Annotated in this window: 18 protein-coding genes; 11 read left to right on the forward strand and 7 right to left on the reverse strand. The window is 51.2% G+C overall.

Features of this window, described 5'->3' with window-relative positions; all coding sequences use genetic code 11:
- Window positions 1-2: 2 nt before the first annotated feature.
- From LG201_RS03435 to LG201_RS03460, 6 genes are all read left to right on the forward strand, one after another.
- Window positions 3-1742, forward strand: a complete 1740-nt coding sequence (locus tag LG201_RS03435; RefSeq protein ID WP_226770774.1) for a glycoside hydrolase family 57 protein — start codon at window positions 3-5, stop codon at window positions 1740-1742.
- A 56-nt stretch (window positions 1743-1798) separates the two neighbouring features.
- Window positions 1799-3823: an alpha-amylase/4-alpha-glucanotransferase domain-containing protein gene (locus LG201_RS03440; RefSeq protein ID WP_226770775.1), complete on the forward strand. Its 2025-nt coding sequence runs from the start codon at window positions 1799-1801 to the stop codon at window positions 3821-3823.
- Between the two features lie 34 nt (window positions 3824-3857).
- On the forward strand, window positions 3858-4778 hold the full coding sequence (locus LG201_RS03445; RefSeq protein WP_226770776.1) for an ROK family protein: 921 nt from the start codon (window positions 3858-3860) through the stop codon (window positions 4776-4778).
- A gap of 112 nt (window positions 4779-4890) precedes the next feature.
- Window positions 4891-5406 carry a sigma-70 family RNA polymerase sigma factor gene (locus LG201_RS03450; protein WP_226770777.1) on the forward strand — a complete coding sequence of 172 codons (516 nt, stop codon included), beginning with the start codon at window positions 4891-4893 and terminating at the stop codon, window positions 5404-5406.
- Window positions 5393-6385: a FecR domain-containing protein gene (locus LG201_RS03455; RefSeq protein WP_226770778.1), complete on the forward strand. Its 993-nt coding sequence runs from the start codon at window positions 5393-5395 to the stop codon at window positions 6383-6385. Before LG201_RS03450 ends, LG201_RS03455 begins: the two co-directional genes overlap by 14 nt.
- 107 nt (window positions 6386-6492) lie before the next feature.
- On the forward strand, window positions 6493-8946 hold the full coding sequence (locus LG201_RS03460) for a TonB-dependent receptor (protein ID WP_226770779.1): 2454 nt from the start codon (window positions 6493-6495) through the stop codon (window positions 8944-8946).
- 69 nt (window positions 8947-9015) lie between these two features.
- On the opposite strand, the gene LG201_RS03465 is transcribed toward LG201_RS03460, so the two are convergent.
- Both LG201_RS03465 and LG201_RS03470 read right to left on the reverse strand, forming a co-directional pair.
- Window positions 9016-11595: a glycosyltransferase gene (locus tag LG201_RS03465; protein WP_226770780.1), complete on the reverse strand. Its 2580-nt coding sequence runs from the start codon at window positions 11593-11595 to the stop codon at window positions 9016-9018.
- Window positions 11596-11647: 52 nt separating this feature from the next.
- On the reverse strand, window positions 11648-13255 hold the full coding sequence (locus LG201_RS03470; protein ID WP_226770781.1) for a glycoside hydrolase family 17 protein: 1608 nt from the start codon (window positions 13253-13255) through the stop codon (window positions 11648-11650).
- A gap of 253 nt (window positions 13256-13508) precedes the next feature.
- On the opposite strand from LG201_RS03470, the gene LG201_RS03475 reads away from it, so the two are divergent.
- Window positions 13509-14030 (forward strand): hypothetical protein, encoded by a 522-nt coding sequence (locus LG201_RS03475; protein WP_226770782.1) that lies wholly within the window; start codon window positions 13509-13511, stop codon window positions 14028-14030.
- 24 nt (window positions 14031-14054) lie between these two features.
- On the opposite strand, the gene LG201_RS03480 is transcribed toward LG201_RS03475, so the two are convergent.
- The 5 genes from LG201_RS03480 to queG all read right to left on the reverse strand — a co-directional run bounded on the left by LG201_RS03480 (window position 14055) and on the right by queG (window position 19061).
- Window positions 14055-14885 (reverse strand): ChbG/HpnK family deacetylase, encoded by an 831-nt coding sequence (locus LG201_RS03480; RefSeq protein ID WP_226770783.1) that lies wholly within the window; start codon window positions 14883-14885, stop codon window positions 14055-14057.
- Window positions 14882-15289: a GtrA family protein gene (locus LG201_RS03485; RefSeq protein WP_226770784.1), complete on the reverse strand. Its 408-nt coding sequence runs from the start codon at window positions 15287-15289 to the stop codon at window positions 14882-14884. The genes LG201_RS03480 and LG201_RS03485 overlap by 4 nt, the downstream gene beginning before the upstream one ends.
- Window positions 15286-16257 carry a glycosyltransferase family 2 protein gene (locus LG201_RS03490; protein WP_226770785.1) on the reverse strand — a complete coding sequence of 324 codons (972 nt, stop codon included), beginning with the start codon at window positions 16255-16257 and terminating at the stop codon, window positions 15286-15288. Before LG201_RS03490 ends, LG201_RS03485 begins: the two co-directional genes overlap by 4 nt.
- A 28-nt stretch (window positions 16258-16285) precedes the next feature.
- Window positions 16286-17872, reverse strand: a complete 1587-nt coding sequence (locus LG201_RS03495) for an ArnT family glycosyltransferase (RefSeq protein WP_404809721.1) — start codon at window positions 17870-17872, stop codon at window positions 16286-16288.
- Between the two features lie 109 nt (window positions 17873-17981).
- Complete coding sequence (queG, locus tag LG201_RS03500) at window positions 17982-19061, reverse strand: tRNA epoxyqueuosine(34) reductase QueG (RefSeq protein ID WP_226770787.1); 1080 nt, start codon at window positions 19059-19061, stop codon at window positions 17982-17984.
- On the opposite strand from queG, the gene tsaE reads away from it, so the two are divergent.
- The 4 genes from tsaE (at window position 19062) to mutL (ending at window position 23279) form a co-directional block, all read left to right on the forward strand.
- Window positions 19062-19529, forward strand: a complete 468-nt coding sequence (tsaE, locus tag LG201_RS03505; RefSeq protein ID WP_226770788.1) for a tRNA (adenosine(37)-N6)-threonylcarbamoyltransferase complex ATPase subunit type 1 TsaE — start codon at window positions 19062-19064, stop codon at window positions 19527-19529.
- Entirely contained in the window at window positions 19502-20824 is a 1323-nt protein-coding gene (locus tag LG201_RS03510; RefSeq protein WP_226770789.1) for an N-acetylmuramoyl-L-alanine amidase, read from the forward strand. The genes tsaE and LG201_RS03510 overlap by 28 nt, the downstream gene beginning before the upstream one ends.
- Window positions 20825-21001: 177 nt before the next feature.
- Window positions 21002-21367 carry a putative quinol monooxygenase gene (locus LG201_RS03515; RefSeq protein WP_226770790.1) on the forward strand — a complete coding sequence of 122 codons (366 nt, stop codon included), beginning with the start codon at window positions 21002-21004 and terminating at the stop codon, window positions 21365-21367.
- Between the two features lie 76 nt (window positions 21368-21443).
- Complete coding sequence (gene mutL, locus LG201_RS03520; RefSeq protein ID WP_226770791.1) at window positions 21444-23279, forward strand: DNA mismatch repair endonuclease MutL; 1836 nt, start codon at window positions 21444-21446, stop codon at window positions 23277-23279.
- The last annotated feature ends 113 nt before the right edge of the window (window positions 23280-23392 follow it).

A 23392-nucleotide genomic window follows, 5' to 3' on the forward strand; every position in this document is an offset into this window, starting at 1 on the left:
ACATGACTTCATCCCGACCAAAGCTTTATCTCAATCTGTATTGGCACATGCATCAGCCGGATTATCGCGACACGATCACTGGTGAGTATGTGTTGCCGTGGACTTATCTGCACGCCATCAAGGATTACACCGACATGGCATTTCACCTGGAAAGCAATCCCCAGGCACGTGCTACCTTCAATTTTGTGCCGGTATTGCTGGATCAGCTTGAGGATTATGTTGAGCAATTCGACAGTGGCAATATCCGCGACCCCCTACTGGTATTGCTGAATAAAGAGGACATGAAAATACTGACGCTGGATGAGCGTTGCCTCATTCTCGAGAGTTGCTTCAAGGGTCATCACGAAAAAATGCTGGCACCGTTCGAGCATTATCAGTGTCTGTACAACATGTATTGCAAGCTGGAGCCTCATGGCAAAAGCATGTTCAATTATCTTTCCGGACAATATATGGCAGACCTGCTGGTCTGGTATCACCTGGCCTGGACCGGGGAAAGTGTACGTCGCAGCAGCCAGCTGGTGCAGGACTTGATGGCCAAGGGCAGCCAGTTCACGCTGGAAGACAGGCTTGCATTGTCTGAACTGATCGCTGGCCTGATCAGGGATTTGATACCACGCTATAAACAGCTGGAAACCGAAGGCCGGATCGAGATTTCAAGCACGCCACATTATCACCCCATCCTGCCTTTGCTCCTGGATTTTCGGTCTACCCGCGATGCCATGCCCTATGCCCCGTTACCCCATTTCTCGCATTATCCGGGGGGAAAATTGCGTGCACGGGCACATATCGAGGAGGCACAGGCCTCTCATACCCGGCGTTTTGGCAAGCTTCCCCAAGGGATGTGGCCAGCGGAGGGTGGAGTTTCCCACGAAGGCTTATCGTTGATGGCAGAGCATGGCATCCAGTGGGCCGCCACCGGGGAGGGCGTACTGGCAAACAGCCTATACAAGTCTTTTGATAGCGTTGAATTGCCACCTCGCAATGAATATCTCTATCAGCCTTATCGTGTGACGAGTGGGCAGCAGGACATCATTTGTTTTTTTCGCGATGATCACTTGTCAGACAAGATCGGTTTTGAATACTCCAACTTGCATGCGGACAATGCTGTCGCCGATTTCATTCATACCCTGGAGGGAATACAGCAGGCCAATAGTTCTGAGCGGCATGCCGTGGTCAGTGTGATCCTTGATGGCGAGAATGCCTGGGAATACTACCCTTATAACGGCTATTACTTTCTCAACCAGCTTTACCAGGCATTAAGCCAGCATCCTGACATTGAAATGACGACCTGCAGCCAGGTGGTGGAGAAGTGCAAACAACACCCCTCTAGCGTTGCGCTTGGCAATTTGCCCGCGATTGCTGCGGGTAGCTGGGTGTATGGCAGCTTTAGCACCTGGATAGGCAGCAGCGATAAAAATAAGGGCTGGGATCTGCTTTGTGAGGCCAAGCGTGCGTATGACGGCGTGGTGCATGCAGGCAAGCTGAGCAAGGAGGAGCTTGCGGCGTGCACCCATCAACTTGCGATTTGTGAAGGCTCTGACTGGTTCTGGTGGTTTGGTGACTACAACTCATCACTGAGTGTCACTAGTTTTGATCGTCTCTACCGGCGCAATCTTGGCAATTTATATCGCTTGCTCAAACTACCGGTTCCCAGTGCCTTGAGTCAGGCGATTAGTGCTGGATCAACTGACGCAAGCTCTGCCAATGCAGGCACCATGCGGCGAGGGCAGGAGTCAGCCTGAGCATAAGCAAGACAGCGGTATCTTTACTTCAAACATGAACAAGACAGGAGCATGATTTGGCTAGAACGGTTGCTTTGTTATTGGGGGTGCATGCCCACCAGCCTGTAGGCAATTTCGAGAGTGTGCTCGATGATGCCCACGAGCGTTGCTATGGCCCTTTCCTCAGAGTGCTATATGAATACCCGGCTTTCCGCTTTGCCATCCATATCAGTGGCTGGCTGCTGGAATATATGCTCAAGCATTATCCGGACGATATGGCGCTGCTGAAGGAAATGGTGGCACGTGAGCAGGCAGAGCTGTTTGGTGCAGGATTTACCGAGCCTGTACTTGCCTCCATACCGGTGTGCGACCGGATCGGGCAGCTCAATGGCTTGTCCGACTTTCTGCAGAAAAACCTGGGAGAAAAGCCACAGGGCGCCTGGTTGACCGAGCGGGTCTGGGATTCCACAGTAGTACCGGCACTGGTGGATTCAGGGATTCGCTACGTGACGGTCGATGATTACCATTTTATTTGCACGGGAAAGGATAGCAGCCAGTTGAATGGCTACTACACCACGGAAGAAGATGGCAGGCAGCTTGATTTATACCCCATCTCCGAAGCCTTGCGCTATCGTTTGCCGTTTTCCCCGGCAGAGGAAGTAGTGGCATATCTTGAAGGCCTGGCGGATGAAAGCGGGCGAGCCGCTGCCATCTATTTTGATGATATCGAGAAGTTTGGCATCTGGCCTGAAACCTATAACTGGGTGTATGAGCGGGGCTGGTTGCGTAGCTTTATTGAGGGGGTGCTGAATTCGTCCGTGATACAGCCCCTGCGTTACGCCGACTATCACGCCAAGGCCAAAACTCGCGGGGTTGTTTACCTGCCAACCGCCTCTTATATCGAAATGAATGAATGGACGCTGCCTGTGCCTGCTGCTCATCATTACGCAGACCTGGTGGCACAAGAGCGGCACAATGACCGCTACGAGATTACCAAGCCGTATTTACGCGGCGGAATCTGGCGTAATTTCTTGATGCGCTATCCTGAGTCCAACTGGATGCATAAGCGCATGCTGGGCTTATCCAGGCGCTACCACGCCTTGCCCGAAAAGAAAAAGACGCCGGACATGTTGCAGGCACTGTATGAAGCACAAGCCAACGACGCTTACTGGCATGGCTTGTTTGGCGGGCTTTATCTGCCGCATTTACGCAGAGCGGTGTATCACGCCATCATTCGCCTGGAAGCTTTGCTCGATCAATCATCATCTCGAGCAGCTATCACGATCATGGATGTTGATCTTGATGGTGAGGATGAGATATTCCTGCAGAATGGGTTACTGCAGGCAGTGGTCAAGCTGGATGGTAGTGCCACGATTGCAGAGCTGGATAGCTATAAACTTAACCATAATTTTGCAGACACCTTGACCCGGCAAGCCGAGCATTATCACCGCAAAGTGAATGCGGAGGAGGTTCATGAGCGTAGTGAGGAAGGCATTGCCAATCCACATGAACAGATGGGGTCAAAGCATGAGATTACCCAGGCTGATCTGGCGCTGGATGAATATCGCAAAACACTTTTCTACGACTTTCTGATTCAGCCAGATGGCAATCAGTATGCACCGCATTATCAGCACCTGGAGTCGTCCAAGCCTTTAAGTCTTGAGTTTGCAGCGCAACTCTCTGATGAAGGTAGTCATCAGCTGTCCAAGAGGATCACGATTGATAAGGAAAAGCTTGTTGTGAATTACCAGTTCGTTGATCTGCAGCAGATCGCGGACATATTCCGCGTTGAAATCAATCTGGCGATGCCGAGCTGCGATGGCCCGGCAGGACGTTTTCGTGCTGGGGAAGCAGTGCTGGGAGGTTTTGGCCAGCCATTGGTACTCGCAGACTTACAGCATTTGATTCTTGAAGACGAAGTATTGGGCGGCACCGTACACCTTAAAAGCAATATTCCCTGCGCTTATACCGGCTACCCACATTTTTCGGTCTCCCAATCAGAAGCCGGATTTGAAAAGATAATGCAGGCGGTGACTATGGTGCTTGAATGGCCCGCCGAGCTACTGCAAGATCAGCTGGAGGTTGAAATTAAAATTATATAAATCATATTATTAAGTAAATTATTTAAAGTTAAACATGACATTGTCCATAGGCGTTGATATTGGGGGCACCAACCTGCGGGTTGGGGTGGTACAGCAGACCACGATCCTGTATGAAACCCGTTTTCCTGCAGATTTCTCTTCCCTTTGTAAACAGTATCCCCCGCAGGTCGCCTGGCAGGAAATACTGCGACTGACGGTTGGGGCTGTGCAGGAAGCCATCCTTGAGCATCCTGAAGTGAGTGCGATCGGGATCGGATTTCCTGGTTTTATTGATCCTGTTAGTGGCTTGATAGCCCAGTCACCTAACTTGCCAGGATTACGCAATGTGAATTTGGCGGGAGGCCTCGCTGAACAGTTGCAATTACCGGTTGTGGTTGAGAATGACGCGCTGGTGGCAGCGTATGGTGAATATCTTTTACAAGGTGAGCCTGGGAAGAGCCTGGCCTACATTGGCCTTGGTACCGGCGTAGGCGGTGGCCTGATTCATGGCGGCAGGCCTTTTACAGGTGATCATGGAATTGCGATGGAAGTAGGGCACCTGATAGTTGATCCCGGTGGCCGGCCTTGCGGATGTGGCAATCAAGGTTGCCTGGAACAATATGCCTCAGCACCTGGCGTCACGATCAGCTATGAAAAACTGAGCGGGGAGTATCTATCTACCACGAAAATTGCAGAACTTGCATCTAAAGGGGATGAGTTGGCGCTGCAGTCTTTTAAGTTGGCGGGTAGCTCTCTGGCCATAGTGGTAGCGCATCTGATCAAGATTCTGGATGTGCAGAATATCCTGCTCGGAGGCGGCTTAAGCCAAGCGTGGGAGTATATGCAGGATGCCTTCCAGCATCAGCTAGACCATGATCTTATTCCGGCGTTAAAAGAAAAAAGTAATATCCTCATTTCTCAAAGTGGTGATCAGGCCGGAATTATCGGTGCGGCTTATCTTGCATCTCAGGCATAAAGATTTAAGCGCATAGCGAATAATTAATCCCTCTTTCCCTCAAAACTGCCATAGAATAATAATAGTTCTCAATTTTATTCCATTGTGGTTTAGTTCCGTCCCAATTCATTGCATGAAAACTCAACAATCCCTCAGTCTTCAGCTTGTCGGTGAACTTTATGATCAGCATCACCGGTGGCTGGTGAAGTGGTTGCATGGTCGTGTTGGTTGTCCACAGAATGCAGCTGATCTGGCACAGGATACTTTCACCAGGGTGTTGGCGGCGCGGGAGACTTTGTACGTCCAAGAGGCGAAAGCCTTACTCACCATGATTGCCAAAGGGCTGATGGTGGATCATTTCCGTAAGTCTGCGCTGGAAAAAGTTCTGCTTGAGGCCTTGGCTGCCATGCCCGAGTCACAGATACCATCACCTGAAGCCAGAATGCTGGCTCTAGAGGCCCTGGTTGCAGTGGATACCATGCTGGATGGTTTGCCATCCAGCGTGAGGCAGGCATTTTTACTCTCCCAGCTGGATGGGCTCACATATGCCGAGATTGCAGAACGTTTGAAAGTATCCCTTAGCTCTGTGCAACAGTATATGACACGTGCTTACACTGCCTGTTATGCCGTTATCTATGCAGACCAATAAGCAAGAATCTCCCAGGCCTGACCAAGGCATTGTTGAGCAAGCTATTTTCTGGCTGGTGAAATTGCAGTCTGGTACTGCGAGCCAGGAAGAGCATGCGGCATGTGAGCGATGGAAGATGCAGCATCCACAGCATCAGTTGGTATGGGACAGGCTCAATATTGTGGGTCAACAGGTACAACAAATCCCTGCGAATGCAGCGCATGCTGCATTGGGTAATGAGCACCTGATTCGACAGAAAACCAATGTCTTGATGCGCCGGCGTCAGGCCCTCAAATTCATTGCCATCGGCATGATGACAGCAGGAGTGGCCGGCAGCGGATATGAGTGGTTGCCCTGGCGCCCAATGCTGGCTGAATACACAACGCGAGTGGGAGAACGCAAACAGGTAATGTTGGCAGATGGATCGTCTGTCATGCTGAATACATCCAGTGCGATGGATGTGCAGTATGCTGATAATTTGCGCCAGCTTGCTTTACATCAAGGGGAGGCACTCATCACGACCGCGCATGATCCGGCTGTGCATCAGCGACCTTTTGTTCTGGCAACTACCCATGGAAGCTTACAGGCGCTTGGCACCAAATTCCTGGTGCGGCAACAACATGCCAATACTTTGGTCAGTGTGCTGGAAGGCGCGGTGGAAGTGACTGCTGGTAGTGCTCGCCAGATACTGAAAGCAGGAGAGCAACTGTTATTCAGTGAGCATGAGATCGGTCCGATTGCCGCATTGAATCCGGATATCCTGTCGTGGATCAATGGCGTGATTGTCGCCAGGCACATGCGGTTGGTTGATTTTATTGCCGAGCTGGATCGATATCGTCGTGGCAGGCTCTATTGCGACAATGCTGTTGCAGAGCTGCGTATTTCCGGAGTCTTTCCGATCGACCAGCCGCATAAGGTATTACAGGCACTGACAGAGACGCTGCCCATCAATGTGGAAACGCGTTGGGGATTGTGGGTCACCGTCAAGGCGCAAGCCTGATTTTTTATTTTCTAACAAAATTTCATATTTTTCTGCAGGTTTTGTTTGCTGCTTCGGTATATCAGATGAAAGTCTCGCAACTCGAAATCTGATAAAGGAAGTCAACCATGTGGTACTCACAACAGGATATTGCCACAGCAATATTCCATCCCAATACCTTAAAACAGGCAATACGACATGCGTGCCTGGCTTGTGCCCTCAGCATGCCTTTGCTGAGCACCCAAGCCATGGCAGCAGAACCTGCAGTTATTGAATCCAGCAAGAGCTATAACATTGCGGCAGGCGCGCTGGAAGATGCGCTGACGCAGTTTGCCCAGCAAGCAGGAGTGTTATTGTCTTTTGAACCAGAGCTGGTGGCAGGCAAGAACAGTCAGGGCTTATCTGGCACTTATACAGTCAAGCAGGGGTTTGCCAAGCTGCTGCAAGCTTCTGGGCTGGATATTGTCGTCAAGGAAAATGGCAATGTAGGTTTGCGTAAGCTGCCTCAAGCAGAGGTTCACGGCGGTAGTTTGCCCGAGGTCAGGGTTGCCGCTAGTGCCCAGACAACAGAGAGCGAGTTACCGCCAGCATATGCCGGTGCGCAGGTGGCAAAAGGTGCGCGCGTTGGTATGCTGGGGAATCGTGATTTCATGGATACGCCATTCAGCATCACAGGCTATACCCGTGAGCTGATTCAAAACCAGCAGGCAAGCACGATTGCAGACATTGTGGCCAATGATGCGTCAGTACGTAGTGCCAACCCGCGTGGAGGACGATTTGATCAGTTCTCTATCCGGGGTTTCACCATCAACAATAGTGATATCGCGTTAAATGGCTTATATGGAATATTGTCCACGTATGCCATTGCGGCCGAGTCTATTGAGCGACTGGAAATACTCAAAGGTACCAGTTCATTATTAAATGGCATGTCACCTGGAGGCGCTGTGGGAGGCGCGATTAATGTGGTGTCCAAGCGTGCCACTGACAAGCCTATTACGCAGGTAACAGCGCGTTATGCCACCAAGGAACAATTAGGCACCCATGTGGATATTGGGCGGCGATTCGGCCCGGATAACAGTGTCGGGGTGCGTTTCAATGGCGCATATCAAAATGATGGCGAGACAGCATTTGATCACCAGGCGATCAAGCAGGGATTGGGTGTTATTGCACTGGATTATCGTAGTGACACCTTACGCCTTTCTCTTGATGCTGGACATCAGGAAAGAAACATTGATGCACCTCCAGAAAAAGTAGTGCTCACCGCGGGGGCATTGGTTCCTGATGCAAAGCGGATAGGGCAGAATTTTGCGCCAGAATGGACTTATACCAATACCAGGGATACTTATGCCGCTTTTCGCGCAGAATATGACTTCAATGCGCACATTAATACCTATATCGCATTTGGCGGTAGGCGCTCGGATTATGATTTTCTGCGAGTCAATCCCAGGGTAACCAGTGCCGGCAACTTTTCGGCAAGCTCAACATTATTCTTGCGTGATGAAGAGGTATTTACGACGGAAGCTGGTGTACGGGCAAAGTTTGATACAGGTCCAGTGGGCCATGCTGTCACCTTGAGTGCCAGTAAATACCGCCTGGTTTTTGGTAGTGCAAGTTACGATCTGGTTGGCGGCAATTCCAATATCTACAATCCGTCCAGGCTAACAAAGCCGATGACCAGTGGATTTTCCCAGCAGACTCCTAAACAGGGGAGTACTGAGTTGAATAGTATTGCCCTGACTGATGTTCTTTCATTGGCTAATGACCGGCTGCAAATTATTTTGGGGGCTCGTTCTCAACGGGTAGAGGTCGGCAGGTTTGAATCGGGTACACGTATCTCAAGTTATGATGAAAATGCAGTCACCCCTGCGACTGGTGCAGTATTTAAATTACGCGACAATATCTCTATTTACGGAAATTATATAGAAAGCCTGTCGCAGGGGGCCGCGGCTCCAAATAACAACACTGTGATTAATCCTGGTGAGGTATTGCCACCCATCAAGTCCAAACAGCTTGAAGCTGGCATCAAAATCGATTCAGGAAGTTTTGCTACTACCCTGAGTGTATTCCGGATTGAGCAACCCAGTGCATTTACCGAGAACAGGATTTTTGGTTTGAACGGTGAGCAGCGCAATGTCGGGGCTGAACTGAATATTTTTGGTGAACCTATTTCCGGCGTAAGGATATTGGGTGGCTTGATGCTGCTGGATAGCAAGCTGACGCAGACGCTTAATGGCACCAATGATGGTTCCAGGGCACCTGGTACCTCGCGTGCCAATCTGAATTTGGGCGTCGAATGGGATACACCATCTGTTGAAGGCTTGACCTTGACTGCACGTACCATCTACAGCAGTTCACAATATGGCGATGCCGTCAATCTACAGAAAATCCCGGGCTGGACCAGATTTGATATAGGTGCGCGTTATGCAGTGCGAGCAGGCCAGTTCCCGGTGACATTGCGAGCCAATGTAGAAAATCTGTTTGATCGCCGCTATTGGGCATCAGCGGCAGCACCCTCAGGTGCAAGTGGCTTAACCATCTCCACACCAAGAACCTTATTGCTTTCTGCAACGGTTGATTTTTAGTTTTAGCAATCTTGGCAAATAAAAAACGGCTATGGATTCCATAGCCGTTTTTGTTTGTGTATTACTAGATCATTTATTCTTAGGCTTGCTGTCCGGCAACTGCGCAATAATCTGACAAGCCACGGTACTGACGTAAGGCAGAGATTGCAGGGTAAGCAGGGTGACCCACAACTGCGCATCCAGGTTGCCGAATCCACGTGAGTACAGCATGGCAGAGGCCGCTGTGATCAACGCCAGCAAGAACAGGAACTCCTCGCGGATAGGCGTCAGCAGGCTGAAAATACTGCCCTTGACGGCTTTGCCCTTGTTGGTGGTTTTGAACACGCCACGTTTCTGGATCAAGCCCATCATGATACCGCGTGCGATGGTATGCGATAGCCCCAACCCAGCCAGTGATGCACCCAGAATGTCAGACCATTTGCAGTCCATGGTCTTGCGGTAAAGGATGGGGCCTAGTGCGCCCTTAACCACCAGAAAGCACAGCACCGGTGTCAGCATGATGGAAACTGGCAGGCTGAACGATTTGGGGAAAGCCAGCATGGCGAGGGTCCAGCCGATTGAACTCAACGTAAAGATCAGTTGCAGGCCATCACCAAGCCAGCCGAACCAGCCGGTCAGGAAGTGGTAGCGCTGTCCGAAGGTGAGTGTCGATTTCCCTAGCAGTTTCGGCATGTGGTGCTTGAGAATCTGCATGGCACCAAAGGCCCAGCGGAAACGCTGCGACTTCAATGCCTCGAAGTTGGCAGGGGTGAGGCCGCGACCAAAGGTTCTGTCGATATAGCGCAGCTCATAGCCACCTTCGAGCAGGCGCAAGCCCAGTTCGGTGTCTTCGCAGATGCACCACTCGGACCAGCCGCCCAAATCCACCAGTGCCTTGCGGCGTACCAGTGTCATGGTGCCATGCTGGATCAGGGCATTACGCTCATGGCGATGGTGCATGCCGATACGGAAAAACCCTTCAAATTCCCAGTTACTCATGCGACCGAAGAAGTTATTCTCAAAGTCACGATGCGCCTGGGGTGCCTGTACCACGGCAACGCCAGTGTCGGCGAAGTGTGGCACTAATGCCGACAGCCAGTCTGTAGTCACTTCGTAATCCGCATCCACTACACCAACCACTTCGGCACGCGGATCAGTTTCCTGCAGTGCAAAGTTCAGCGCCCCGGCCTTGAATCCAGGCCATTGTGGCAGGTGATAGAACTTGAAGTTATCCGGCAGGGTGCTCATATAGGCTTCTACCGGCTTCCACTTTGATTCGTCCTTGGTGTTATTGTCGATGACCAGCACTTCATAATTGGTATAATCCAATTTGACTAGGCTGGCAATCGTGGCAATCACCATGTCAGGCGGCTCGTTATAACAGGCCAGGTGTATTGAAACAAAAGCTTCTTTTTCTGCGGGAAGTGGGGCCTCGGGCTTGTAGGCACGTTGCCAATAGCCCTTGAACATGACTTCACTGAACTCCACCGCATAAATCATGAGCACGGCCGAGGTCATAAGCAGTGCCATGATCAGCCCCACCAGAATAATCATGTCGCGTAGCGAGTAGTAATAATCTCCTGGCAGGTTCCAGGTGACAACCAGCACAGTGATACACGCTTGCAGCAGAACAGCGAGGGAGATTTGTGCGCCTATGCCCCAATGGCGGAAGCGAATTGCCACGAACAGGATAGGCAGGAATGCCAGAAAGGAACCCCACAAGGCTTTGGAAATCCAGCGTAAATCCCTGGGAACTGCGCCATGCAGTGAGTATTTCTCATGCCGCTCTGCATCGAACATGCCCCAATACGCGCCAGCCCAGCCTTCAATCTTGACTTTCCAGGGCTGATCAATCGCTTCCATCAAGTAATAGTCGTAGTTTTCATGGGCAGTTTTGGCGAGAAATTCGCGCACAAAGCGTGCCTGGTTGACATTGGAAGCCACGGAGGCATCCAGTGTTGGGCCTTTACTGGGCCAGCCGATTTCACCAATCACGATCTTTTTACGCGGATAGGTATCCATCAATTCCTTATAACGTTCCAGCGCATAGTCGACGGCTTTTTCAGCTGGTACACCTTCGTGGTAGGGCAAAAGATGCACGGCAATAAAGTCCACATGCTTGACCAGCTGTGGGTTTTTCAACCAGACGTGCCAGGGTTCTGCGGTGGATACCGGAACACGCGAAACACGACGTGCTTCTTCCAGGTAAGCGATCATTTCATCGACAGTCAGGTCTGCGCGTAGCAAAGCCTCGTTGCCCACAATGATGCGTTCTATATTGGGGTAGAGCGCTACGCGTGCCAGCAGCGCATCAAGCTCACGCTTGTTGTCAGCTTTCTCCGGTCCAAGCCATGCACCTGCTGTGACTTTCAACCCGAGTTTGGCGGCCAAGGCAGTGGTCTCCGGATTTTCCAGCGAGCCGTAAATACGGATACGATTGGTATAAGGCTTGAGCAGCTCCAGATCCTTCATCAGCTCCGCGGTACTGGGATACTTGCGCTCTTGTGGGCTCTGGCCATTTTGATAACCACTGTAAGCAAAGCCATTGACGATAGGCGGGGCTTCGATCAGCGGTAGTGCCCGATTGATCAGCTCCCAAATGCCAAAATGCAAAAGGGTAATCGTCAGGGCGATCAGTAGGGGTCTGCTATATTTATTGATAAATTTCATAGTAATTTTTTATGAGTTCTCGACGTCAATGCGGAACGGCATGTTGCCTTCTTCATGCCTTGGCTCCCTTTCGTGGCCAGCTGGCATAAGCCAGCAGAGCAACGATTCCTAACCATAGGAGTGCATGAATATTCAAGGGTTCCACAATCAGGCATAACAAGGCCAGGATCAAGGCAATGATGTTGATTGTGCGATAGCGCCCGAATGATGAACGGTGCAGGATCCCCAGCAATAAAAATCCAATCGCATATTGCAATGCGGGCAAGGCATAAAGCGCTAATGGGAAGTTGCGATAACGACCATCTATCATGTAAATGATATGGCCTATGGTGGGATTCAGGTTGAAGTCACGTGGGAAGAAGCTCATCTTCGGAATCAACAGGAAGCTCGTCACCAGCGCAGCAAACACCAGCACAAATAGCAAAGTTGCAGAGAACTTGTTCTGCCCCCTGGCGATCAAGGATGGCAGGTTAAGCATGGCGAGAATGCCAACCAGCGTCAGGGTGACCAAGACTATCCACTCGGTACTGTCGCGGCAGGCAGCCTCCAGGTAGCCTGTTTGTACATAGGCAGTAGCACCTACAAGAATGCCCAAGCTGCCCATGGCGACCATGGCAGGAAGGCGACGCTCCCTGGTGATGGAGGTGAGACCAAGGAAAACCAATAAGCCCGCTAATGCCCAATACAATGGCTGCAAGCCATCATGACGTTCAGCAACTGGGCCCTTGAAATCAAACTTGCTTTCAAGATCTGTGCTGTAAAGCCCCCAGTAACCGCCCACAGTACCTTCCAGGATACGTTTCCATGGCTGGTCCATGGCTTCAATCATGTTGTAATTCCAGCCTTTGTCGTGGGCTACCTGGATGAACTCACGCAGATAGCGCGCCTGGTTGACCTGACTCGGAATGGAGGCGTTTCTGTGCTTGCCGACAGAAGGCCAGCCAGTTTCACCAATGAATAGTGGTTTCTTGAAGGTGGTGCCCAGCTTGTCCATGACGGCTTCGGCATGGTGAATGGCGTTATCTACGCTTTGTGGATCATCTTCCCAATAAGGCAGCACATGCACGGTAATGTAATCCACTGCCTGTTCCAGGCGGGGATGCTGCAGCCAGAACTCCCAGACATCAGCGTAGGTTACGGGTACCTCAGTACGACGCTGCGCTTCTTCCAGATAGCCCAGCATTACTTCTTCAGTCTGCTCCTTGCGCAACAGTACTTCATTGCCAATGATCAGGCCTTTGACCGTATCCGGATACTGATTGGCCAAATTAACTGCCAGGTTGAATTCCGCATCGTTCTCAAGTTTCACATACCCGATCCAGGCACCCAGCAATACCTTCATGCCCAGCTTGGACGCAGCTTCTGGCACATAGTCCAGGCCCTGGTTCACCGAATAGGTGCGGACACAGTCAAAGCGTTTTGATAGCAGCGCCAGGTCTTTTTCAATACGCAGTTTCCCGACAACGGTAGATGCAATAAAAGGGGACTCATCCTTACCATAATAAGGCGCATAGGAAACACAATTGAGTTTGCCATTGGCTGGTAGTTGCGGCTCTATCATGTCCACAGGCTGATTTTGTTGCCAGAACCAGTGGGCTAAAAAAGCAATCAGCAGGAAATTAAAAATACTGTAACGCCACAGAGCAGCAGATTTGAGCATAGTGAAAAGGTAACCGTTGTTATTGGGGTGATAGAAGGAATGATTTTTTAATCTGATGCGGCAGCGAATGCACCATCCAAGCGCACTATCATAATGCACCTTGGAGGCAAAAACAAAAAACCGCATCTACTAATAGTTTCAATCTTCAGGAAAATATGCAAAAAGTGTTAAGAAATATTAAGTGCTGTTGATGCGATCCAGGCTGGACGCGTTACAATAGGCAATTGTTGTTCAATTAAATCTAGAGTCCCGGATGAAAAAAATAGTCATCGTCACTGCTATGCTGGCCTTTTCAGGCATTGCTCAAGCAAAACCTGCATTTACTGGCCCCAACTATACCGGCCTGTATGAGTGCAAAGGAGAAAATTCCTCAATTGGCGCTTATGAAGTGGATGTTGCACTCAGGCTGAATCGTGTCAGTAGCCATGGAAAATTTGGTGCCTATTATTACGAAACAGAGACTGTGAACTCGACGCTTTACCATGGTCAGGCAGTGGCTGTTGGTAACCACCTGGCAATCAGTTTCAATATTCGCGACAAGAAAAACAATGTCGACCATAGCACTGGCCTTGCGACGATCAAAAAGATCAGCAAGGATAGGTGGAGCTTCCGCAAGGAGTATTTTGAACCCGATGACAGCGGTGGCAACTATGGTACTGAAGACTGCGTCATGAAGGTGCTTACACCGGAAGAGAAAAAAGCGCTGGAAGAAAAAAACCTAGAGAAAACACCGCCAAAACCGGCCAGTGTTCCTCCCAGAACCAAGCAGCAATAAACAAGGCCCGCAAGGGCCTTTGGTTTATCTAGCAGCCTCGAATAGCTCGCTGCCTTTGATGGGCACTATGCCCAGTTCCTGCATAAGTTCGGGCCATATATCACTTGATAGCACTTCATACTCCAACGGCCTGGCCTGCCATATGGGGTCGTCATCCGCAAGAGATGTCCCTATGCCTGGATGGCACATGAAAGCGCAGATATTGCCTTCATGAGCATCGGATACGGCAATGTCGAGCCATTGCCGTAACTTTCTGGCATATGCTGCAGGCGTGTCATTGAAGCCATACACACCGAGCAATACATCGCTGGTATGAAAGCCTTGCTTGCGCGCCGCCTGCTTCAAGGCTTTACTGCCCAACGCACCTATTACCCTACCTTTGAAGCCATCAGCAGACGGCGGCGTTGCGACCCTGATCCAGGGTAGTGTGTTTGAGTATCTGCTTGCCAGTTCATTCAGCAGGATATCCCTGATCTGTGGCAGTTGGTGCACATGTTGATGGCCATCCACATAGTCAGGTGCGGTTCCTATTGCCTGCTCGAACAAGTCCAGTTGCTGGCGTATGGAGCTACGGACTTTGTCGCTATCCAGGCTGCGTAATAGGGTGCGCACGATCAGTTGCGGGTGAGGGTAGCGAATAATGCGTGAATACTGGGTGAAGTCCAGGTGAAGTCCGATATCTGCCTGGTACCTGATCTCGGCAGTGATGCGCCTGGCAGCGAGAGGCCAGCGCGGGCTTAGTGTCAGGCAGGAAGTAGCAGTCAGTCGTTTCTGCTGGATTAATGAGAGTATGCCTGCATCAATCGCATCGCTTTGTGCATAGTCGTCTGCACTGAGAATCAGGGGAGTGCTCATGATCCGTTCTGGCGTGAAAATGCCCAGTAATGACTAAGTAAATAAGTGCCAACCGCCACAATAACCATCACCCCTCCCAGGATCAGCCAGAATGGGAGCGGCAACAGGTACAACAGGCTGAGCAGTAAGACCTGATTGGCAATAAAGCCGCTACAGGCAACCACTAGAAAGCGGGGTAATGCATGCAGATGGGATGACTGGTTGGCAGAGAAAGACAGGTAGTGATGGCCGAGGTAACTCACAGGAAAAGCAAGCAGGAATCCGCTCAGGTTGGCCCAGGCTGGACGCAGACTGCTGTGTGATTCCAGTGTGACGGCCACCACGTAATGCACGATAGCCGCCAGTGCCCCGATGATGGTAAACCAGGAAACCGAACGTAGCTGGGTAGAAAGTGGCAAACTCATGCGTCAGGGGAAGTGTTCTGGTAAGCCGCGGAAACCTCAGCCACGATATAAGCCGGACGTCCCTTCACTTCATCATAGATACGGGCGATATATTCGCCCAATATCCCGATAAACAGTAGTTGCACCCCAGAAAAAAACATCAGGCTGGCGACCACGGTAGGCCAGCCTGGAATACTCTCATGGAAAAACATTTTTTCCAGAATGACCCATATGCCATAAATAAAAGCCAGCAACGCCAGCAAGCCGCCGACTGCGCTTGCCAGCCGCAGGGGAATCACTGAGAAACTGGTGATACCGGTCCAGGCTAGTTGCATCAGCTTGATACGGGAAAAGGTGCTGACTCCATGCAGGCGAGGCAAGGGGGTGTAGGGAATGCCTATCGATTTGAAGCCGACCCAGGCATACATGCCCTTCATGAAGCGGTTGTGCTCAGGCAGCGCGCGCAAGGCATCGACTACATTGCGGTTCATCAGCCTGAAGTCACCGGCATCTCGCGGGATGCTGATGCGTTCGCCTAAGGTCATGATTTCGTAGAAAATACGTGAGCCCCAACGCTTGAACTGAGATTCCACTTCCCTGTCCTGGCGTACGGCATACACCATATCGTAACCTTCGCGCCACTTCTCCAGCATCACATCCAGCAGATCTGAGGAGTGCTGGCCATCTGCATCCATGCAGATGACGATTTCCCCTGTTGCATATTCCAGGCCTGCCGTGATGGCGTATTCCTTGCCAAAATTGCGGGAAAATCTGACTAACGTGGTGCGCAGGTAGGCGGGCAGGGCACGTACGATGCCCGCTGTATTGTCCCGGCTGCCATCATCAATAACGACGATATCCCAATGTGGACCCATGGTGGACAGCTGGTTGGCAATGTTTTCTACCGTGGCAGTGATGGCCGATGCCTCATTGTAGGCAGGCACAATCACTGTGATGTGCGGCGAAACGGTTGTGCGATCTATCGTCATAAATCCGGTCTACGGTATGTTGTCAGGGTTAGTGTCGGTGTGAAGCCATGCGTGGCTTGCGCAGATGGGCAAGCAATGAACGCCTGTCTTTCACCACGGCAAGCAACACACCCATGCGTTCGACTTCTGCAATGATCTTTCCGTTCATGACATTATTGCACCCCATATTAGTGGTCGACAGATAAAAGTCTGCAGCCTCCCAGTTTTTGGTGACACTGAAGCGGTGATCAAGATAGGCAGTACCCTGGATGCTCTCTGCGCATACCGCCACCAGATAAGGGATAATCTTGCCATTGGCATCACGGCGTGGCTTGCTGGAAATTTCCTCTTCCAGCAGGTCGGAAGCTTCGCGCAGGCTACTGGACCAGTAGTCGCCTTCCCACTCGACTTCTGCTTCTGCCATATTGCCAGCGAGGTTGTTGTAGTAAATATATTCGTAAGGATGCAACCTGAGCAGGGTAATCAACGTGAGTGCGCCAAGGGCAACAAAAGCCACCCCAAATCCCTGGCGTATGCGCGGCCATGCTTGCAAAGTGTCCCAGCTCATGGTCAACCCCAGGGCCGCTAACACTGCAATCGGTGGCACTACAAATGTGAAGTGTCGTATACCGTTATAAAGCGCCGGTTTGTCGAGCACGTTGAATAGGATAGGAAATAGTGCTGCCACTAGAACCGCTAGCCATGGCAGCAGATTCTGCTGGTGTTGACGCAGCTGCTTGAATCCAAGCGTAATGCTGAGTAACAAGCCAAACAGGCCCAGGAGAAAAATCTCCGGCAAGCGCACCAGCAAGTATGCGGGCAGGTAATAGCGCGGTACATCGCCGATCTTCATGACTTCCCCATCCATGATGGTCAGCATATTAAAGGCAAAGTGCGAGAAAGATTTTGCTGCCTCTAAAGGATGGTCTGGAGACATGACGCCCCAAGGCCAGAAAATCGCCATTAATACAAAAGCCACCACGCCAGCCGGAACCAGGGAGGTGGCGCTATCCAGCCAATAGCGCAAGCGGGCCTGAATGCCGTGGCTGTTCACCATGCCTGCGATGCCTATGATGATGAATAGGTAAATGACGGCAAAAGCACCGCCAATTCGCAGGCCCAGTGCGCATCCAATCGCGATACCCAGTTTGACAGACAACTTTAAAGAGGGTTTAGGCAGATGCTGGGCGATCAGGATGGTGTAATAAAGTGCCCAGGCCATGCAGGTGGCAAATGGCACATCCTTGGTGTGGGTGAACATGGCGCCTGACCATGAGCCAGTGACCGCCAGCAGCAGGACAGCAAAAAATCCTGCACGCTCGCCCCCAAGTAATCGTGCAATTTTGTAGGCTGCCACAATGCCGGCCAGCCCAAACAGGGCTGACAGCAAATGGCGCATATCCCATACCCAGATTGGCAGCATGCGTTCGAGCAGGGCGGCAATCAGGTCAAAGAAACCACCATAAAGAAACAGGTTGCGATACTCAAAAGCGGATTTGTCAGCAAAGCCGGAGGTGTAGAAATCTAGAAGGAGTCGACCATAGACATGCTGCACCTCTTCATCATTGCTGATGCCATACTGATAAAAGGTGAAGGCAATAAAAAGGCCTAGCGCAGCAAACAGTACCAGGCTCATACGACGGAACAGGATAGGTGTAAACAAGCGCTGGTCTTTATAAAGGGTTGAAATTGCGGCGATTATACAGTCAGTCAATATTGTTTTGATATGACTGCAAAAAGAATTCTTATGCGTTTTTTAATCCGTATGTTGCATGCTGGTTCAGTGCCCATGCGACATGCTCGCGCACAAGCGCGGAAGGGTCATGTCGACGCTGCTCCAGTGCATTGATCACGGCAGGGCTGCTGGCGGCATTGCCCAATCCGACCGCGATATTGCGTAGCCATTGGGTGTGGCCGATACGATAGATCGCACTGCCTGCCATTTTTTCCTGAAAGGTGGCCTCATCCCAGGCAAATAGCTCGATCAGGCTGACATTATCCAAGCCATTGCGGACATGAAAATCTGCCTGCTGGGTCATCTTTGCAAAGCGATTCCAGGGGCAGGTCAGTTGGCAATCATCGCAGCCGTAGACGCGGTTGCCAATCAGCGGGCGTAGCGGCTCTGGAATGCTTTCCTTGAGCTCTATAGTCAGGTAGGAGATGCAGCGCCTTGCATCAACCTCATAAGGCGCCACGATAGCCTGTGTCGGACAGATGTCTATACATGCCGTGCATTTGCCGCAATGACCGCCCAATGGCGCATCAATTGGCAAGGGTAAGTCGGTGTAAATCTCTCCGAGGAAAAACCAGGAGCCCGCAGTACGGGACAATAGTAGGGTGTGCTTGCCGCGCCAGCCCAGTCCGGCTTTCTGTGCCAACTCAACTTCCAGCACGGGCGCACTGTCGGTGAATACGCGATAGCCAAATTCACCGACACGTTCCGCAATTTTTTCACTGAGCTTTTGCAGGCGGTTACGTAATACCTTATGGTAGTCACGTCCCAGTGCATAACGTGAGATATAGGCCAGCTCACTATTGCTCATGACCTCGTCGCTATCACGTGCGTGGGGGGGCATGTAATCCATGCGGGCAGAAATGATTCTGACCGTGCCCGGCACCAATTCATGGGGGCGGGTGCGTTTGTCGCCATGTTTTGCCATATAATCCATGGCGCCATGGAACCCTTTCTCTATCCATTGCCGGTGGCGTTCTTCGGCAGCCGAGAGATCGGTATCGGTAATGCCGATTTGACCGAACCCGAGCTCAATGCCCCAGCGCTTGATATCGGCAGCTAGATCTTCCAGGTTGTTTAAAGTTTGAGACATATGACACAAGATTTTACACTGGCCTTGGCCGATGAGGCAGCGACACTTGCATTTGGTGCCAAACTGGCACAGGTGTTGCAGCCTGGGCTCAACTTATATCTGCATGGTGACCTGGGTGCTGGGAAAACCACCTTGGTGCGTGGCATTCTGCGCGCCCTGGGCCATGAAGGAAAAGTGAAGAGTCCGACCTACACACTGGTTGAACCTTATTCGGTTTCTAGATTAAACTTATATCACTTTGATTTGTACAGATTTATTGATCCGGAAGAATGGGATGCTGCCGGATTTCGGGATTACTTCAATCCACAATCCCTATGTCTGGTCGAATGGCCGGAAAAGGCGCAGGAATTATTGCCCGCCCCTGATATTGATGTTTGCATCCGGCCTGAAGGGCTGGCGCGGCATATCCAATTGACTGCCAATACTGATGCTGGAACGCAATGCCTGGAAAAACTGAAGTCCGTATAGTAAGTATCCTGCTGCTCTTGATGGCATTGCTGGGGAGCATGGTTATGCCCGGCAATGCAGCAGAAAGCATTCAGATTGCCGCAGCCCGTGTCTGGCCTGCTGCAGACTATACCCGCATCACGCTGGAATCCAGCAAGCCCATCACACACCATATGGTCATGCTGAAAGATCCTGAGCGCCTGGTGCTGGATCTGGATGAGGTCGAGTTGGGTGTAGTGCTGAAAGCCTTATCCGATAAGATCAACGCCAACGACCCTTATATTCGCCAGGTACGCGTGGCTAACTTCAAGCCCGGTGTGGTGCGTATCGTGATTGATCTGAAAGCGGAAATCAAGCCGCAGGTGTTCTCGCTTCCCCCTGCGGGCGAATACAAGGATAGATTGGTGCTGGATATTTATCCTGCTCTGGATCCCTTGATGAGTCTGCTGGAACAGCGTGGCAAACCCGACACTGTGGCCACGCCCTTGCCTGAGTTGCAGGTGGCACCAGAGTCTCCCTCGATTGCAGATGTCAACCCAGAGCTGCCGACTGAAAAAGCCCCTGCATTACCAATCCCTGGCATCAATAAAAAACCTGATGCGCGCCTGATTACCATCGCGATTGACGCTGGCCACGGTGGTGAAGACCCGGGAGCCAAGGGAGCCAAGGGTTCTTATGAAAAGAATGTGACGCTGGCGATTGCCAAAAAACTCAAGGCTGCGGTGGATGCTGAACCGAATATGCGTGGTGTACTGACGCGCGATGGGGACTACTTTATTCCCTTGCATGGACGTGTGGTGAAGGCGCGGAAAATGCAGGCAGACCTGTTTGTTTCCATCCATGCTGATGCAGCCCTCAGTGCCCAGGCCAAGGGGTCTTCAGTCTTTGCTTTGTCTGAGACCGGCGCCACTAGTGCCATGGCACGTTTGCTGGCCCAGAAGGAAAACGAGTCGGATCTGATCGGTGGTGTCAGCCTGGATGTTAAAGACCCTTATCTTGCCCGCACCTTGCTGGATTTGTCACAGACGGCTACGATCAACGATAGCCTCAAACTGGGCAAGTTTGTGCTTGATCATGTCGGCACCATCAACACACTGCACAAGCGCCATGTTGAACAAGCGGGGTTTGCGGTACTTAAATCTCCTGATATTCCGTCCATTCTGGTTGAAACTGCCTTCATTACCAACCCTGATGAGGAACGCAGGCTGAACGACAATGGACATCAGGACAAGCTCGTGAACTCGATATTGTCGGGGATCAAAAAGTACTTTGCTGCCAATCCGCCCTTGGCAAAAACCAGAATTGTAGAAAAATAAGCCCAGAGATACTTGAACCTGCGAGGCCTTAGGGACTCAGATATTTATCTGATAAGCAGACGCAGCGGAGTATCATCCTGAATATAGCCACACGTGGCACTGTGATTGGCAATATGACATGAATAGTGCGTATTTTAAGTAAGTGCAGTAAGTGAATGCAGTAAAAAGGAATAAGTAATGAGTAAATATGCGTTGTATATCAAACTGGAAGCCCGTCCTGAAAAAAGACTAGAGCTTGAAAGATTTCTGAAACAAACCCTGCCTGCCGTCAAACAGGAGGACGATACCAAAACCTGGTATGCCTTCAGGCAAGCAGAAAATGCTTATGTGATTTTTGATACATTCAGCAGCGAAGCAGGGCGTGATGCGCATTTGCAGGGTAATGCAGTGCAGACCCTTCATCAAGTGGCGGATGAGTTGCTGATACGCAAGCCGGAGTTTGTGCCTGTCGACCTGCTGGCACAGAAAGTAGGCCTGGAATCTGAAGTCCTCGGTGATCCAGAAGTAAAGAAATATGGCCTGCGCTTTATAGACGGACTTTAAGTTGGCGAAGTCGGGCATGCAGCAGGTAAAATAGCCCATTGATCATCATCTCACCCTCACTGGGTGTTGCACCAGCATGCCAGCCATCAAGCTTTTACCAGACCAGTTAATCAGCCAGATTGCCGCGGGCGAAGTGGTCGAGCGTCCAGCGTCCGCACTGAAGGAAATCCTGGAAAACAGCCTGGATGCCGGTAGCAGCGATATTGTCGTTGCTCTGCTGAACGGTGGCATCAAACAGATGCGCGTCAGCGATAATGGGGGTGGCATTGTAAAAGACGAGCTGGCGCTAGCCCTGACGCGGCATGCCACCAGTAAAATTTCCAGCCTGGATGATCTTGAGCGTGTTGCCAGCCTTGGATTTCGTGGGGAGGCATTGGCTAGCATAGCGGCCATTTCCCGCACTGAGGTCACTAGCTACCATGTCCAGGATAAACATGCCTGGCGCATTGCCTCTGAAGGTGCCTACCTGACGGAAGTCGAGCCTGCAGCGCTTGATAAAGGCACCATCGTCGATATTCAGGATCTTTATTTCAATACGCCTGCCCGGCGAAAATTTCTTAAAACCGAAAACACGGAGTTTGGTCACTGCGAAGAAGCGTTTCGCCGTATTGCACTATCCCGGCCAGATGTGACTTTTTTGCTCCAGCATAATGGCAGGGCGATGATGCGCCTGGCGGCAAGTGAGGCACAAAAGCGCTTTGAAGAAGTATTGGGTGCTGATTTTTTCGCTGAAGCCTTTTATGTGGACCAGTCAGCCGCAGGCTTGCGTTTGTGGGGCATGGCTGCCAAACCGACATTCTCCCGTCATGCGCGAGACACTCAATATGTGTATGTAAATGGTCGTTTTGTGCGTGACAAGCTCATCAGCCATGCCATACGCCAAGCTTATCAGGATGTGCTGCATCATGACCGTCATCCGGCATTTGTGCTGTTTCTTGAGCTGGATCCTGCACTGGTTGATGTGAATGTGCATCCAAGCAAGACCGAGGTGCGTTTCCGCGATGGGCAGTCTGTGCATCGATTCATTTTTCATGCTTTGCACAAAGCCTTGGCCACGCCCGTCGGCATGGCGAGCTCATTAACCCCGGATCTTGCTGCGGTGGATCAACCTCCATTGCAACAACAGGCTACCAGTCCGGCATATCCAAGATTTCAGAGCAATATTGATTTACGCGCCAACGAGCCCGCCAACGGCTTTTACCAAACCCTGTTTAGCGATTTGCAGCGTAGTGATCCGACATTAAGGCCTTCTGACTTAGCAATTCCAATAGAGTCCATGCCGCATCTGGCTAATGGTGATATTGAGCCAGGGCAGGAATACCCACTCGGCTTTGCAGTTGCGCAAATACATGGTGTTTACGTATTGGCACAGAACACAAAGGGCCTGGTGGTGGTGGATATGCATGCGGCACATGAGCGCATCATGTATGAAAAACTCAAGAATGCCCTGGACGCCAGCAGGGTGCCCATGCAGCCCTTGCTGTTGCCGGTCAGCTTCCATGCAGACCGACTGGAAGTGTCGACCGTGCAGGAGCAACAATCCTCTCCAGATAATGGATTACAGCAGCTCGGGTTTGATATTGCCGTGCTTTCGCCCACCACGCTGGCGGTACGCTCCATTCCGGTCATGCTCAAGGATGCCGATGCAGTGGCCCTCGCGCGTGATGTACTGGCTGATTTACGCCAGTATGGGGCCAGTCGTGCATTTACCGAGCGGCGCAATGAGTTGCTGGGAACCATGGCCTGCCATGCGGCGGTCAGGGCAAATCGCATCCTCACCATTCCCGAGATGAATGCCTTATTGCGCGATATGGAAGCCACCGAGCGATCCGGTCAATGCAATCATGGGCGTCCCACCTGGTTCCAGGTGACTATGCATGAATTGGACAAGATGTTCATGCGCGGTAAATAAATCTGATGAAACTTTGACACTCTCTATTCTGCAGTTGCCAAACTTTCATCACCTTCCACATTTCTGTTTTTCATATTTATCTCATCCTGCTGATTATTAAGTTAATTTTATTC

The sequence above is a fragment of the Methylobacillus gramineus genome (genome assembly GCF_020532675.1).
In the GTDB taxonomy this organism is placed as follows: Bacteria; Pseudomonadota; Gammaproteobacteria; order Burkholderiales; family Methylophilaceae; genus Methylobacillus; species Methylobacillus gramineus.

Bases quoted from the DNA above. Each gene is read 5' to 3' on its own strand.
- LG201_RS03485 (WP_226770784.1), bottom strand. From the start codon at position 15,289: ATGAGTTTGCCACTTTCTACCCAGCTACGTTCGGTTTCCTGGTTTACC.
- LG201_RS03510 (WP_226770789.1), top strand. From the start codon at position 19,502: ATGCCTGGAAAAACTGAAGTCCGTATAGTAAGTATCCTGCTGCTCTTG.
- LG201_RS03470 (WP_226770781.1), bottom strand. From the start codon at position 13,255: ATGCTCAAATCTGCTGCTCTGTGGCGTTACAGTATTTTTAATTTCCTG.
- tsaE (WP_226770788.1), top strand. From the start codon at position 19,062: ATGACACAAGATTTTACACTGGCCTTGGCCGATGAGGCAGCGACACTT.
- LG201_RS03480 (WP_226770783.1), bottom strand. From the start codon at position 14,885: ATGAGCACTCCCCTGATTCTCAGTGCAGACGACTATGCACAAAGCGAT.
- queG (WP_226770787.1), bottom strand. From the start codon at position 19,061: ATGTCTCAAACTTTAAACAACCTGGAAGATCTAGCTGCCGATATCAAG.
- LG201_RS03490 (WP_226770785.1), bottom strand. From the start codon at position 16,257: ATGACGATAGATCGCACAACCGTTTCGCCGCACATCACAGTGATTGTG.
- LG201_RS03495 (WP_404809721.1), bottom strand. From the start codon at position 17,872: ATGAGCCTGGTACTGTTTGCTGCGCTAGGCCTTTTTATTGCCTTCACC.
- LG201_RS03465 (WP_226770780.1), bottom strand. From the start codon at position 11,595: ATGAAATTTATCAATAAATATAGCAGACCCCTACTGATCGCCCTGACG.
- LG201_RS03455 (WP_226770778.1), top strand. From the start codon at position 5,393: ATGCAGACCAATAAGCAAGAATCTCCCAGGCCTGACCAAGGCATTGTT.
- LG201_RS03435 (WP_226770774.1), top strand. From the start codon at position 3: ATGACTTCATCCCGACCAAAGCTTTATCTCAATCTGTATTGGCACATG.
- LG201_RS03445 (WP_226770776.1), top strand. From the start codon at position 3,858: ATGACATTGTCCATAGGCGTTGATATTGGGGGCACCAACCTGCGGGTT.
- LG201_RS03475 (WP_226770782.1), top strand. From the start codon at position 13,509: ATGAAAAAAATAGTCATCGTCACTGCTATGCTGGCCTTTTCAGGCATT.
- mutL (WP_226770791.1), top strand. From the start codon at position 21,444: ATGCCAGCCATCAAGCTTTTACCAGACCAGTTAATCAGCCAGATTGCC.
- LG201_RS03515 (WP_226770790.1), top strand. From the start codon at position 21,002: ATGAGTAAATATGCGTTGTATATCAAACTGGAAGCCCGTCCTGAAAAA.
- LG201_RS03460 (WP_226770779.1), top strand. From the start codon at position 6,493: ATGTGGTACTCACAACAGGATATTGCCACAGCAATATTCCATCCCAAT.
- LG201_RS03450 (WP_226770777.1), top strand. From the start codon at position 4,891: ATGAAAACTCAACAATCCCTCAGTCTTCAGCTTGTCGGTGAACTTTAT.